Origin of the sequence: Streptomyces albus subsp. chlorinus, assembly GCF_013302895.1 — a bacterium.
Taxonomy (GTDB): domain Bacteria; phylum Actinomycetota; class Actinomycetes; order Streptomycetales; family Streptomycetaceae; genus Streptomyces; species Streptomyces chlorinus.
The window spans coordinates 3,821,233-3,835,367 of the sequence record NZ_VJOK01000001.1 but is presented as its reverse complement, the minus strand read 5'-3'; the positions used below and the strand labels follow the sequence as shown (position 1 = coordinate 3,835,367).

At 72.3% G+C, this 14,135-nt stretch carries 11 protein-coding genes and 1 pseudogene; 2 read left to right on the top strand and 10 right to left on the bottom strand.

What is annotated here, in order from left to right:
- From FM076_RS17030 to FM076_RS17005, 6 genes are all read right to left on the bottom strand, one after another.
- On the bottom strand, positions 1-654 hold a 654-nt coding region (locus FM076_RS17030), incomplete at its 3' end, for an FtsX-like permease family protein (RefSeq protein WP_173871690.1).
- Positions 651-1,622, bottom strand: a complete 972-nt coding sequence (locus FM076_RS17025) for an ABC transporter ATP-binding protein (protein ID WP_173871689.1) — start codon at positions 1,620-1,622, stop codon at positions 651-653. The genes FM076_RS17025 and FM076_RS17030, both read right to left, overlap by 4 nt.
- Positions 1,623-1,724: 102 nt before the next feature.
- Positions 1,725-2,867: a magnesium and cobalt transport protein CorA gene (locus FM076_RS17020; RefSeq protein ID WP_173871687.1), complete on the bottom strand. Its 1,143-nt coding sequence runs from the start codon at positions 2,865-2,867 to the stop codon at positions 1,725-1,727.
- Between the two features lie 283 nt (positions 2,868-3,150).
- Complete coding sequence (locus FM076_RS17015) at positions 3,151-4,491, bottom strand: NAD(P)/FAD-dependent oxidoreductase (RefSeq protein ID WP_173871685.1); 1,341 nt, start codon at positions 4,489-4,491, stop codon at positions 3,151-3,153.
- Between the two features lie 210 nt (positions 4,492-4,701).
- Positions 4,702-6,810, bottom strand: a complete 2,109-nt coding sequence (locus FM076_RS17010; protein ID WP_173871683.1) for a PhoX family protein — start codon at positions 6,808-6,810, stop codon at positions 4,702-4,704.
- A 773-nt stretch (positions 6,811-7,583) separates the two neighbouring features.
- Positions 7,584-7,805 carry a hypothetical protein gene (locus FM076_RS17005; RefSeq protein WP_345945059.1) on the bottom strand — a complete coding sequence of 74 codons (222 nt, stop codon included), beginning with the start codon at positions 7,803-7,805 and terminating at the stop codon, positions 7,584-7,586.
- A 416-nt stretch (positions 7,806-8,221) separates the two neighbouring features.
- On the opposite strand from FM076_RS17005, the gene metG reads away from it, so the two are divergent.
- Entirely contained in the window at positions 8,222-9,832 is a 1,611-nt protein-coding gene (gene metG / locus FM076_RS17000; RefSeq protein ID WP_173871679.1) for a methionine--tRNA ligase, read from the top strand.
- Positions 9,833-10,195: 363 nt separating this feature from the next.
- Here the strand turns inward: metG and FM076_RS16995 are convergent, their stop codons facing one another.
- From FM076_RS16995 to aspS, 4 genes are all read right to left on the bottom strand, one after another.
- Positions 10,196-10,783, bottom strand: coding sequence for a Uma2 family endonuclease (locus FM076_RS16995; protein ID WP_173871677.1), 588 nt, complete (start codon positions 10,781-10,783; stop codon positions 10,196-10,198).
- A 125-nt stretch (positions 10,784-10,908) separates the two neighbouring features.
- Complete coding sequence (locus FM076_RS16990; protein ID WP_173871675.1) at positions 10,909-11,163, bottom strand: type II toxin-antitoxin system RelE/ParE family toxin; 255 nt, start codon at positions 11,161-11,163, stop codon at positions 10,909-10,911.
- Positions 11,163-11,411, bottom strand: coding sequence for a type II toxin-antitoxin system Phd/YefM family antitoxin (locus FM076_RS16985; protein ID WP_173871674.1), 249 nt, complete (start codon positions 11,409-11,411; stop codon positions 11,163-11,165). The genes FM076_RS16990 and FM076_RS16985 overlap by 1 nt, the downstream gene beginning before the upstream one ends.
- Before the next feature lie 124 nt (positions 11,412-11,535).
- On the bottom strand, positions 11,536-13,338 hold the full coding sequence (aspS, locus tag FM076_RS16980; protein ID WP_173874812.1) for an aspartate--tRNA ligase: 1,803 nt from the start codon (positions 13,336-13,338) through the stop codon (positions 11,536-11,538).
- 119 nt (positions 13,339-13,457) lie between these two features.
- Here aspS and FM076_RS33915 point away from each other — a divergent pair.
- A pseudogene (locus FM076_RS33915) lies at positions 13,458-14,135 on the top strand (hypothetical protein); the annotation flags it as partial.

The window sequence follows — 14,135 nt, the reverse complement described above, 5'->3', positions numbered from 1 at the left end:
GTGACCGCTGTGAGCACCGCCCCGCCGCACAGGGCGAGAACGGCGCCGGCGCCGCGCAGGACCCCGCCCGGAGTGGGCGCGCCGCGCGCCGGCCGCTTCGCCGAGGGCGTCGGCCGGGCGGGCGCGGGCGGCCCGGTGGGCGGCCAGCAGCCCGCCGAGCTGCGAGGTGACGACCAGGACGCCGCCCGCCGCGAGGAAGCAGGGCCAGCCGACGGCGAGCGGGACGCCGTCCGGCAGCAGGCCGTGCGCGGCCATCCCGTCCCGCCACACGCGGGCCAGCAGGCAGCCGAGTCCGTAGCCGACGGGCAGGGCGGGTACGGCGGTCAGCAGCGCCTCGGTCGCCACCGTGCGCCGGATCTGCCAGGGCAGTGCGCCCACGGCGCGCAGCACCGCGTTCTCCCGTGCCCGCTGCGCCACCGAGAGGGCCATCACCTGCGCGATGACGAAGACCGACAGGTAGACGGTGACCACCGTGAACCCGGCCCCCATGGTGCTCACTTCCTCCCGGGCGGCGCCCGGGGGCAGGCCCGAGGCCGTCCGCAGCATCGCCACGGAGGCCGTGACGATGACGGCGGAGAGCACCAGCACGGAGAAGACCCCCGCGAACGCGGTGGGCCGGGCCCGTACGGAGGCCCGGGCGAGACCGGTGCTCATGCGGCCACCTCCCCGCGCGCGCCGTCCGACGGTGCGCCGGACGGCGCGGACGTGCCCCGGCTCAGCGCCCGCATCCGCCCCGCGATGTGGGCGACGGCGGACGCCCCGTCGCACCCCGCACCGGATGCTTTGCCGTGCGCCGCGCCGGTTGTCGCGTCGTACGCCGCATCGGTTGTCCCGTCGTACGCCGCGCCGGGTGTCCCCCCGGGTGCCGCGTCGGGTGCGGCTGCCGCCGGGCTCCCCCCGGCCCGCACGTACTCGTCCACCACCAGGCCGTCCGCCAGAAACAGGACGCGGTCGGCCCAGGCGGCGGCGGCCGGGTCGTGGGTGACCATCAGCACGGTCGTCCCCAGCTCGTCCACCGACCCGCGCAGCAGCGACAGGACGTCCTCGGCGGTGGCCGGGTCGAGGGCGCCGGTCGGTTCGTCGGCGCACAGCAGTTCCGGGGCGGTCACCAGGGCGCGGGCCAGTGCCACGCGCTGCTGCTGGCCGCCGGAGAGTTCGGCCGGGCGGCTGTGGGCGCGGTCGGCGAGTCCGACGCGGGCCAGTGCCCGGCGGGCCCGGTCCCGGTCGCTCCGGCGTGCGCCGCCGCCGGCCAGCCGCAGGGGAAGCCGTACGTTCTGCTCGGCCGTGAGGGCGGGCAGCAGGTTGAAGGACTGGAAGACGAAGCCGACCCGGTCGCGGCGCAGCCGGGTGAGCGCCCGGCGTCCGGCGCGGGTCAGCTCCTGCCCGCCCAGCCGCACGCTCCCCGAGGTGGGCCGGTCCAGGCCGACGGCGCACTGGAGCAGGGTGCTCTTGCCGGAGCCGGAGGGTCCCATCACCGCTGTGAAGCTTCCCCGGGGCAGCGTCACATCGACGCCGCGCAGCGCCTGGACGGCCCGGCCGCCCCGTCCGTGGCGCCGGGTGACCCCCGCCATGACGAGGGCCGCGGCCCCGTTCCGAGCGCCCGCACTGTTCACGTTCACCATGCCCGTGACGCTACGGAGGCGCGGGGCGCGCGAGGAGGGAGCGCACACCCGTATCGGGGGTTCGGATTTACCGAACCCCCGCGGTCACCGGGCCATGCCGGCTCACAGCCATCCGTTCCTGCGGAACGCGCGGTGCATGGCGACGCAGATGGTGACGATGAGGACGAGGACGAGGGGGTAACTGATCTTCCAGTGCAGTTCGGGCATGTGGGCGAAGTTCATGCCGTAGACGCCGCACACCATCGTGGGCACGGCCACGATGGCGACCCAGGCGCTGACCTTGCGCATGCCCTCGTTCTGGGCGGCGGAGACCTGGGCGAGGTGGGCCTGGAGGATGGAGTCGAGGAGGGCGTCGAAGGAGGCGATCTGTTCCGTGACGCGGGCCAGGTGGTCGGCCACGTCGCGGAAGTACTTGCGTATCTCGGGGTCGATGAGCCGGTTGGGGCGCATCGAGAGCAGCTCCAGGGGGCGGGCCAGCGGCTGGGTGGCGCGCTTGAGTCCGAGCAGTTCCCGCTTGAGCTGGTGGATGCGGCCGGTGCCGGAGCCGCCGCTTCCGCCGAACGGGGTCTCGGCGGCGAAGACGTCGCTCTCCAGGTCGTCGATGTCGGTCTGCACCTCGTCGGCGACCAGCAGGTAGTCGTCGACGACCTGGTCCGCGATCGCGTGCAGCACGGCGGCCGGGCCCTGCGCCAGCCGCGCCGGGTCGGCCTCCAGCGCCTCGCGGACGGGGCCGAGGGAGCCGTGCTTGCCGTGCCGGACGGTGATCACGAAGTCGGCGCCGGCGAAGACGACGATCTCGCCGGTGTCCACCACCTGGCTGGTGGCGGTCAGCTGCTCGTGCTCCACGTACCGCACCGTCTTGAAGACGGCGAACATCATCGCGCCGCCGAACCACTCGACCCGCGGGCGCTGGTGCGGCTCGATGGCGTTCTCCACGGCGAGGGGATGCAGGCCGAACAGTTCGGTGATGCCCTCGAACTCGGCCTCCGCCGGCTCGTGCAGCCCGATCCACACGAAGCCGCCACCGCCGCTCCCGCGGGCGCCGCCGTCCTTGCGGACGCAGGCCAGCGCCTCGGCGGCCCCGCGGTCGGCCATCAGCCGGGTGCCCTCGCTGTCGTAGGCGACGCAGCTCACCACGGAGGTGCCGAGGGGGGAGCGCGCGGGGTGGGACAGGTCCACCCCGGGGCGCGGCAGCCGGGGCCGGACCACCCGGCGCAGGCCGCGCACCACCGGAACCGTGGGCATGGGGGCTCCTGAGGGTTCCTCGTCGTTCGTCGGTCTCCCCCAACTGTGCCCGGAAATCGCAGCCGAATGCGTGTGCCCCGCGCGTCCACCCGCGCGGGGCGCGCGGGGTTGACGGGGTGCGGGCGACGGGCGACGGGCGACGGGCGGCCGGGGTGCGGGGTGACGGGCGGACGGGCGGACGGGCGGTTTCACGTGAATCAGTGGTCCGCGGTCCCGAGGAACCACAATCAGCGGTCCGCGGTCCCGAGGGGCCACCTCCCCAGGGCGCCCTCGTCCCTCGGGCTCACGCCGTCAGTTCCCGGGCCCGCTCCTGGGTGAGGTAGGCGTCGGTGGCCTCCATGTCCTGGAGGGTGGCGGGGCGGCGGGAGAGGAAGCCGGTGCGCAGGAAGTCGTCGCCGGTCAGCGCGTTGAGGTTCCAGTTGGCCACCGTGCGGGCCTTGGCGGTGAAGGTGGGCAGGGCCATCAGGTGGTAGCCGCGGGCGATGATCTGCGCGGGGAGGCCGGAGAACTCGTACCCCAGGGGGCGGGCGACCGCGTCGGTGCCGCCGAGGTCGACGACCAGTCCGAGGTCCTTGTGCCGGTAGGGGGTCATGGGGTCGCCGCGCAGGGTGGCGATCAGATTGCGGGCCATGTGCTTGCCCTGGCGGCCGGCGTGCTGGGCGGTGGGCGGGCAGACGGCACCGCCGACCTTGGTCAGATCGGGCACGGCGGCGGCGTCGCCCAGCGCGTAGACGCCGTGGTGGCCCGGCACCGTGAAGTCGGCGTTGACGACGAGACGGCCCTTGATCGTCTCCGCGTCCAGGGTGCCGATCAGCGGGCTGGCGGCGACACCGGCGGTCCAGATCAGGGTGCGGGAGGGCAGGACCCGGTTGTCGGTCAGGGTGATCCGCCGCTCCTCGGCCTTGGCGACCGAGACGCCGAGGGAGACGTCCGTGCCGCGCTCCCGCAGGATCTGCTGGGCGCGCCGCCCCAGTCTGGCGCCGAGTTCCGGCATCAGCTTGGGTGCGACGTCCAGCAGGTGCCACTTGATCAGGTCGGGGTCGAGCCGGGGGTAGCGCCTGGCGGCGGCGTTGGTGAGCCGCTGGAGGCAGGCGACGGTCTCGGTGCCCGCGTACCCGCCGCCGACGACGACGAACTGGAGCCGCTCGGCCTTCTCCTGCTCGTTGGTGCTGGCTGCCGCCAGGTCGAGCTGGGCGATCACGTGGTCGCGTACGTACGCCGCCTCGGCCAGGGTCTTCATGCCGCGGGCCTGCTGGTCGAGGCCGGGGATGTCGAAGCTGCGGGTGACGCTGCCGGGGGTGAGGACCAGGTGGTCGTAGCGGTAGCTCTCGGTCTCGCCGCTGATCAGCCGTACGACGCACATCCGGTCCTTCGGGTCGATCCCGATGACCATGCCGGGGATGATCGAGGTCCTGCGCAGCAGCCGGCGCAGCGGCGGGGCGACGGACTGGGGAGTGAGCACCCCGGCCGCCACCTGGGGCAGCAGCGGCAGGTACAGCTGGTAGCTGGCGGGGGTGACGAGGGCGATCTCCGCCTCCCCCTGCCGCAGACCGCGCTCCAGTCCGCGTGCGCACTCGACTCCGGCGAAGCCGCCGCCGACGATCAGAATTCTGGTTCGCTCCATGGCTGCACCCGCAACGGTTGGCGTGGGCTTACGTCCCGTTCAGCACGTTTGTCCAATCCCTCTGGACACCCTCGCACGGGCGCGCGGGCCCCGCCACCGGCGGGACCCGCGCCCACGCTCCTCGCACACCGTGCGGCCCCGTGAACGGAGGACCGCCCCGTGAACGGAGGGCCACCCGCCGTGCGCCCCCGTGAACGGGACGGCCGCGGCTCACCGTCCGACGCCGGAACCGTCCTTCGGCCACACCGCGACCACCGACGGGCGCACATACGTGCCCGGACCGTCCGGCCAGGCCGAGGCGGGCTTCTCCACCGAAGCGCCGTCCACCTCTCCCGGGTGCTGGACCGAGACGAGGACACGGCGGTCCTGCACCAGCGGCCCGCAGGTCTCCGCCCCCGTCGGGACGGTCAGGAACTGCCGCACCTCACCGCGCCGGGGCCCGGCCACCGCGACGCCGAACAGACCGTCGTGGGAACCCAGTTGGTTGCCGTCCGTGGACAGCCACAGGTTCCCGTACGGGTCGAAGGTGACGTTGTCCGGGCAGGAGATCGGGCTGACCTGGTCCTTGGGGAAGCCGCCGAAGTAGGTGCCCGGGTCCTCCGGGTCGCCGCACACCAGGAACAGCCGCCAGGAGAAGCGCAGCGAACGCGGGTCGTCGCCCCGCTCGGCGAACTCCAGCACCTGGCCGTGCTTGTTGGCCTTGCGCGGATTGGCCTCGTCGGGGCCCGCCTTGCCGGCCTTGCCCCGGTCGGTGTTGTTGGTGAGGGCCACGTACACCCGGCCGGTGCGCGGGGAGGGCTCGATGTCCTCGGGGCGGTCCATCTTGGTGGCGCCCGCCCTGTCGGCGGCCAGCCGCGTGAAGATGTACACCTCCTCCGCCGTCATGCCCTCCACGAACGACCTGTCGCCGCTGGCCAGCGGGATCCAGCGGCCGGTGCCGTCGAACTCGCCGTCCTCGGGCAGCGTGCCCGCGCCGTCGATCTGTCCGGCCGGGCTGTCGCCGGTCAGCTTGGCGACGTAGAGGGTGCCCTCGTCCAGCAGCGCCATGTTGTGCCGCCGGTCCTCGGCGCTCTTCCCGCGCCGCACCGTCCTTTTCGAGACGAACTTGTAGAAGTAGTCGAAGCGCTCGTCGTCACCCATGTAGACGACAGCGTGCCCGTCCGGGGTCAGCCGCGGCTGGGCGGCCTCGTGCTTGAAGCGGCCGAGCGCGGTGTGCTTGCGGGGCGCGGAGTCGGGGTCGTACGGATCGACCTCGATCACCCAGCCGAAGCGGTGGACCTCGTTGGGCTCCTTCGTCAGGTCGAACCGGTCGTCGAACCTCTCCCAGCGCCGCTGGCTGGCCCCGCCGGTCACGCCGTACCGCTTGAGGGTGGCGGCCCGCTCGGGGTCGGTGACCTTGTCGGCGTTGGCGAAGTACTGGTTGAAGTTCTCCTCGCCGGAGAGCACCGTGCCCCACGGGGTGGTACCGCCCGAACAGTTGTTGAGGGTGCCCAGCACCCGGCGCCCGCGCGGGTCCGCCTTGGTGCGCAGCAGCGGGCTGCCCGCCGCCGGACCGGTGACCTCGAACGGGGTGGTGGCGGTGATCCGCCGGTTGAGCGGGTGCCGCGGCACCGCCCGCAGCGCACCCGTACGGCGCTCACCGGCGACCGCGACCACGGACAGCCCGTGCGCCGCCCACGCGATCTCCACCTGCTCCCTGGTGGGGTTCTCCGGGTCGTACCCGGCGAACATCAGCTCCTCGTTCGTGTACTCATGATTGGCGACCAGCAACTGGTCGGCACCGCCCCCGCGCCGCCCGCCGTCGTGGGACTCCAGCGGCAGCAGCGTCAGGAAGTCATTGTTGTAGCCGAACTGCCCCGCTTGCGCCTTCGCACTCTGCCGCTTGGGATCGAAAGCGGGGGCCCCGCGCAGAATCGGTTCCCCCCACCGGATCACCACGTTCTGCCCGTACCCCTCGGGCACGGTCACCTTGTCCGCCGTGTTGGGCGCCACCGGCGCGAACCGCAGCCCCTTGGCCGGCTTGCCGTGCTTGCCGTGCTTGCCGGGGTGGCCGTGCTTGCCGCCCTTGTCGGCCGCGGCGGCGGACACCGCCCCACCGCTCCCCGGGACACCGCCGCCCACCGCCGCCGCGGCCCCCACGACCGCACCGGCCCGCAGCACCGAACGGCGCGACAGGGCGCGCGCGATGACGTCACCCGCGTACTCGTTGGCGCTGGTGTTGGGCACCTCGTGGAAGCAGGCGTCGCCGCAGCGGTAGCGGCACGTCATCGCGGATCTGCCACCCGGGTGCGAGGTGAGCAGCGGCAGCGGTATTCGCATCGTCCATCCTCCGGTCTGTGCGCTCGTACGCCGTACGCCGTACGCCGCCGCGACGCTAGGCGGACGGGGACGACGACGAGCGACACCGGAGTGAACCACCGGTGAACAGGCCGCCGCGCGGGAACGCGCGCGAGCGCGCCGAGACCGTGCGGGGGCGCGCCACGGACGGGCGCGTGTCCCCGCCGGGTGCGGCGAGGCCGCGAGCGGTCGGGGGCACGCGCGGACGGTGCCGGGCCGGGGCGGTGCGCCCCGGCGGTCGCGGCCGAGGGACGTGGCGGCCGGGGACGGGGTACTCGCTGAGACGGTGACGGGGGTGGGGGGCAGGGGCACGTGGGCGGGGGCGGGAGCGGGAAACCGACCGGGCGGTATGCCCAGCAGGGCCCCCCGCTCCGGGGCCTGCGCACCACCGGACCGACCAGGCTCGCACACCACCGGCCTGGCCAGGCTCACGCACGGCCGGGCTGCCAAGCCCGCGCACCCCCGCGGCTCGCCCCGCGCGCCCAGCGCCCCCGCTCCCACACGCCCGACCCCCACGCTCGGGCTCACGGCACGGCCCCGCACGGGCCCGGAGCCGACTCCCGATACCCGACGCCCGACGCAATCCGCGCCCCGACGTCTCCGCGCCTCCGCGCCGCCACGCCTCCGGCACCCGACCACCCTCGCTCGGGCTCACAGCCCAGGCGCGCTGCCCGACGCCCCCGGGCCCACCACCGGCTGCCCACCTCCCGCCGCCCCACCCTGCACGGGTCCCATGCGGGGGGTGCGGTCGGTTGTTACAGCAGGGTGGGGGTCTCGTCGTCGGGGCCGGTCCGGCGGCGCTGCTCCGCTTCGTCCCAGGCGAGCCGTATGGCCTCCGCGTGGGCGATGGTCTCGCCGATCCAGTCGGGGGCGAGCGAGGTCTTCGCATAGTCGCGGGCGCACGGCAGGCACGCGTACGCGCTGCCGCCCGGCCCCGAGCCCGTCTCGATGATCGCGATCAGCGCCCGGTGGGTCACCGGGAGATCGCAACGGCAACACGTGCCCGGATTGGGCCCTTCGGCCTCCACACCGCCACCTCCTTCACCGTCTGTGGTGTCGCTCCCCCGCCACAGTGCACATGTCGCACGCAGCGCCTATGACGTATCACCGTGCGTCACACCATGGCGCGGCAGCACCGGACGCGGCCGGACTCCCCGTTGCCGTCTCAACGCTTCCCGCACGCCGCATCGTGCCCGCGTCGCGGCGGTAATTGGCGATTGTCGTCGTCCTCGTGCACGCGCGTAGCCGTTTGATGACCGTTGTTCTTCCCTCGCGACGCCCACCACCGCGAGTGACACGCGGCACCGCGCCTTGACGGCCACCCCCTGCGGAGTGGGTGCCAGGGGGAAAACGCGTGGGAAAAGGAGTCGCGGCCGGCCGATAGGATTCGGGTATGGCGGCCACTGGATCAGAGCAGGAGGGGACGCGGGCGTACTACGTCTCGACCCCCATTTACTACGTGAACGACGCTCCCCACCTGGGCCACGCCTATACGACCGTCGCGGGCGACGTGCTCACGCGCTGGCACCGCCAGCGTGGCGAGAAGGTGTGGTACCTCACCGGCACGGACGAGCACGGTCAGAAGATCATGCGCACCGCGGAGGCCAACGGGGTCACCCCGCAGGAGTGGTGCGACAAGCTCGTCGAGGAGTCCTGGAAGCCCCTGTGGGAGCACCTCCGGATCGCGAACGACGACTTCATCCGCACCACGGAGAAGCGGCACACCGACCGCGTGCGGGAGTTCGTGCAGGACCTGTACGACCGGGGTGAGATCTACCGCGGCGGGTACGAGGGCCCGTACTGCGTGCCCTGCGAGGAGTACAAGACCTACGGCGAGCTGCTCGACGGCGAGGGCGAGTGGGAGGGCCAGAAGCTCTGCCCCATCCACAAGAAGCCGGTGGAGATGCTCAAGGAGGAGAACTACTTCTTCAAGCTCTCCGCCTACGCCGAGAAGCTGCTGGCCCACTACGAGGCCCACCCCGAGTTCATCCAGCCCGAGTCGGCGCGCAACGAGGTCGTGCAGTTCGTCCGCCAGGGCCTGGAGGACCTGTCGATCTCCCGCTCGACCTTCGACTGGGGCGTCAAGATCCCCTGGGACGACAAGCACGTCATCTACGTGTGGATCGACGCGCTCCTCAACTACGCCACCGCCGTCGGCTACGGCTCCGACCAGAAGAAGTTCGAGGAGACCTTCCCCGCCGACGTCCACCTCGTCGGCAAGGACATCCTCCGCTTCCACGCGGTGATCTGGCCCGCCATGCTGATGGCCAACGGGCTGCCGCTGCCCAAGCGGGTCGCCGCCAACGGATGGCTGATGGTCGGCGGCGAGAAGATGTCCAAGTCCAACCTGACGGGCATCTCCCCGCACGAGCTGACCGACCACTTCGGCGTGGACGCCTACCGCTGGTACTTCCTGCGCGCCATCGCCTTCGGCCAGGACGGTTCCTTCTCCTGGGAGGACTTCTCCGCCCGCTACACCAGCGAGCTGGCCAACGACTACGGCAACCTCGCCTCGCGCGTCGCCGCCATGGTCGGCAAGTACTTCGACGGCGCCCTGCCCGAGGCCACCGGCCACGGCGAGGCCGAGCAGGCGATCGCCGACGGCCTGGCGAGGGCCGCCCGCGAGGCGGACGAGAAGATCGGCGAGCAGCTCGACTTCGCGGGCGGCATCGCGGCGGTCTTCGACTTCATCAAGCAGGTCAACGGCTATCTGACCGAGCAGGCCCCCTGGAAGGTCGCCAAGGACACCTCCGCCGAGGCGCAGGAGCGGCTCGCCACCATCCTCTACACCGCCGCCGAGTCGCTGCGCGCCTGCGCGGTGCTGCTGAACGCGGTGATGCCCGAGTCCAGCGCCAAGCTGTGGGAGACCCTCGGCGCCGAGCCCGCCCTCGGCCCCCTGTCCGAGCAGCGCATCGCCGACGCGGGCCAGTGGGGCCGACTCCCCGCCGGTACAAAGGTCACCAAGGGCGCGGCCCTCTTCCCGCGGCTGGAGGAGACGAAGTAGGTCGGGGCGGCGCGGGAAACCGCGGGGGTCTGGGGGTCGCCCCCCAGAAGACGCAGCCCGCGGCTGGAGGAGACGAAGCAGGTCGGGGCGGCGCGGGAAACCGCGGGGGTCTGGGGGTCGCCCCCCAGAAGACGCAGCCCGCGGCTGGAGGAGACGAAGCAGGTCGGGGCGGCGCGGGAAACCGCGGGGGTCTGGGGGTCGCCCCCCAGAAGACGCAGCCCGCGGCTGGAGGAGACGAAGCAGGGCTGGTTCCTGACTGTGCCACGGCTCCCCGAGGGGCTGGGGCTCAGCGGCCCGACAGACGTCAGATGCCGGGGCCCGCGGCGGCGGGACCCGCCCCCCGAGGGCGGGGCTCACGCGTTGTCATGCGGGCCGCGCGCCGTCCCCGTACAACGGGAGGCACGAGGTGTCCACAGGCTGCGTGAACGGCGCCGGGAGCGGCAGCTCTTCCCCGTACTTGCCGTGCAGAACGCCTTGGTAGACGCCGTCCCGTGGACGCGTGTACAGCGCCCAGTCACCAGTCCGCGGATCAGCGATTAGCAGCGCGCGCACACCCGCCGTCGCGTACCAGCCGTTCTTGGCGGTGACGTCCTTCGCCTTCTCCGACTTGGAGATCACCTCGACGGCCAGCTCGACATCGCCCGGGTCGACCAGCCATTCGTCGTCCTCCTCCCACTCGGTGGGCAGGACGACGAGATCCGGGGTGCAGTAGTCGTCCGGGTCGTCGGGGAGGGCGATGGAGGACATCTCGTACGCGTCGAGCCCGTCCGGGAGCTGTGGCGAGAGCTGCCTGAACAGTCTCTTGATCGTTCCCGCGTGCTTGCCACGCGGGGTCGGAGACATCACGAGCTTCCCTCCCAGGATCTCCACGCGCAGGCCGGTCGCCCTCTCGATCTCCTCCGCGACCTCGCGCAGGTTGCCGGGGCGGGGACTGAGGGCGGGCACCGTCATGATCGTTCGCCTCCACTCGGCGGCCGGGCGGGCTGCGTATGCCTTCACAGTACCGGGCACCCACGCCCACGGGCTCGGTGCTGCCGAGGGAGCCGGGGCCGTGGGCGACCCCGCTGGGAGACAGGTCAGTCGGGGGTGCGGCCGAGGCTCGTGACCAGGATGCGGATGGTTTCCTCCTTGATCACATACAGCACGCGGTATGCCCCGACGCGCAACCGCCGGATGCCGGTCGTGCCGAGGGGGAACGAGCCGCGGGGGCACGGCTGTTCGGCGAGAGCCTGCACGGCTTCGTAGACGGCGGCCAGACCAGCCGGGTCGTCCTTGAGGAAGCGGACAGCCGCGTTTGTCGCACGTGGCTCCCAGAGGATCTCGTAAGCCACTAACGAAGTCCGAGCAGGCGGCCGACTTCCTCATGCGGAATGCCGGGCTCCACAGTGCCCTCGGCCTCGCGGCGCTGGTGGTCGGCGACCGCCAGCGCGTCTTCCAGGTCCTCTATCACCTGGGGAGAGACCAGCAGGGCCGCGACGTGGCCGTGATCGGTGAGTGCGATCGTCTCGCGCGAGTGAGCGGCGCGGCGCACGAGATCGCCGAGCTGGGAGCGAGCTGCGCTGATAGCAATCTCCGTCATTCCCACATGGTGACTCAATATTAATCTAGTGGTCAATTCTGGAGGCCGTCCCTCGCACACGCCACGGGCCCGGGATCTCCTCCTGGAGTTCCCGGGCCCGACGCGGTTTCCGGCGTGCGCCGCGCTACTGCGCCGACTTGGCCTGCGGGGGCTTCACCTGCGGGGGCTTGCGCACCGAGAGGTGCAGCTCGCGCAGGCGGGCCTCGTCGACCTCGCTGGGGGCGCCCATCATCAGGTCGAGGGCGTTGTTGTTGAGGGGGAAGGCGATGGTCTCGCGGATGTTGGGCTCGTCAGCGAGCAGCATCACGATGCGGTCGATGCCCGGGGCGATGCCGCCGTGCGGCGGGGCGCCGAACCGGAAGGCGCGCAGCATGCCGCCGAAGTCCCGCTCCACGTCCTCACGCGAGTAGCCGGCGATACCGAACGCCTCGAACATGATCTCCGGTTCGTGGTTCCGGATGGCGCCGGAGGACAGCTCGACACCGTTGCAGACGATGTCGTACTGCCAGGCCAGGACGTCCAGCGGGTCCTTGGTGCGCAGCGCCTCCAGGCCGCCCTGCGGCATGGAGAAGGGGTTGTGCGAGAACTCGATCTTCCCGGTCTCCTCGTCCTTCTCGAACATCGGGAAGTCGACGATCCAGCAGAAGCGGAAGACGCCCTCTTCGAAGTGCCCGGCGCGCTTGGCGGTCTCGACGCGGACCGCTCCCATGATCTGGGAGACCTCGTCGAACTCGCCGGCGCCGAAGAAGACCGCGTGCCCGGGGGCCAGGCCGAGCGCGTCGGTGAGCGCCTTGACGTCGTCCTCGGTGAGGAACTTGGCGATCGGGCCGGTCAGCGCACCGTCCTCGCCGACCCGCACCCAGGCCAGGCCCTTGGCGCCCTGCTCGACGGCGAAGTCGCCCAGCGAGTCGAAGAACTTGCGGGGCTGGGAGGCGGTGTCCGGCACCGGCAGGGCGCGCACGTGCTTGTCGGCGAACGCCTTGAAGCCGGACCCGGCGAACACGTCGGAGACGTCCACCAGTTCCAGCCGGGCGCGCAGGTCCGGCTTGTCCGAGCCGTACTTGACCATCGCCTCGCGGAACGGGATGCGCGGGAACGGCGAGGTGACCTCGCGGCCCTCGCCCAGCTCCTGGAACAGCTCCGTCATCACCGTCTCGATGACGGAGAAGACGTCCTCCTGCTCGACGAAGCTCATCTCCATGTCGAGCTGGTAGAACTCGCCGGGCGAGCGGTCGGCGCGCGCGTCCTCGTCGCGGAAGCAGGGGGCGATCTGGAAGTAGCGGTCGAACCCGGCGATCATCAGCAGCTGCTTGAACTGCTGCGGCGCCTGCGGGAGCGCGTAGAACCTGCCCGGGTGCAGCCGGGAGGGCACCAGGAAGTCGCGGGCGCCCTCGGGCGAGGTGGCCGACAGGATCGGGGTGGCCAGCTCGTTGAAGCCCTGGGCCACCATCTTCTCGCGGATCTTCGCGATGACCTGGGAGCGCAGCATGATGTTGCGGTGCATGCGCTCGCGGCGCAGGTCGAGGAAGCGGTACTCCAGGCGGCGCTCCTCGTTGACCCCGTCCTCGGCGTTGATGGTGAACGGGATCTGCTCGGCGCCGCCCAGCACCTCCACCTGCGTCACCTCGACCTCGATCTCGCCGGTGGGCAGCTCGGTGTTGACGTTCTCGTCGCCGCGCGCGGTGACCTTGCCGTCCACCCGGACGACGGTCTCCTTGGCGAGCGAGCTGAGCTTCTCGTGGACCTCGGCCAGCTCGCCGGACTCGTCGCGGACGACCAGCTGGACGATGCCGTAGTGGTCGCGCAGATCGATGAAGAGGATGCCGCCCAGGTTCCGGCGATTGTGCAGCCAGCCGCTCAGTCGGACGTCAGTGCCGACGTCCGTTGCGCGAAGCTCGCCGCAGGTGTGGGACCGGTACCGATGCATCATTCATCCAAGTCGTTCGGCTCAGGGGTCACAGTGGAATGCCCCTCAGAGTACCGCCCTGGGCTACCCTCCCTCGCCCCCGTTTCCGCAACCCCGCGGACTCTGCATAAAGTGGTGCAATGCGCACCGATGACGCCCTGGCAGCCCTGGGCGCCGGTCTGTGGAGCTGGGACAGCTCCACCGGCCTGGTGACGCTCGACACCCGCGCGGCCCGCCTCCTCGGGGTCGCCGACCAGCTCCCGGCCGAGGCGGACGGCGGACCGGCCACGGCGGCGGGCGGACCGGCCGACACCCACGTCACCCTCTCCGGCACCACCGTCCGCTCCCATCTGCACGCCGTCGACTACGTGGGCTTCCAGGGCATCGTCACCCTGGCCCTCGCCGAGGAGGCCACCGCCGAGGCCCTGCTGCGCGTGGTGGACCAGGACGGGGCGGTGCTGCGGACCGTCCGCGTCGTCGTACGCCCCGCGCCCCTGTCCGCCGCCGAGACGGCCTCGGACACCCTCCCCGGACCGACCACCGGCCCACCCTCCGGGCCCCGGCCCCCTGGAGCCACCGGCCCGACGGCCCCCGGTTCCGCGGCACCCGGTCCCTCGACTCCCGACGCACCGGTACCCGATTCCGCGGCGCCCGGCTCCTCAGCACCCGGCGGCCCGCCGGCACCCGGCCCGTCGGCCCCGAGCCCGGCGGCACCCGGGACGTCAGCACCCGGCCCGTCGGCCCCGAGCCCGTCGGTGCCCGGGACCGCGGCCCCCTTCGCCGGTGCCCCCGGGCTGACGGGGCTGGTCTACGAGGTG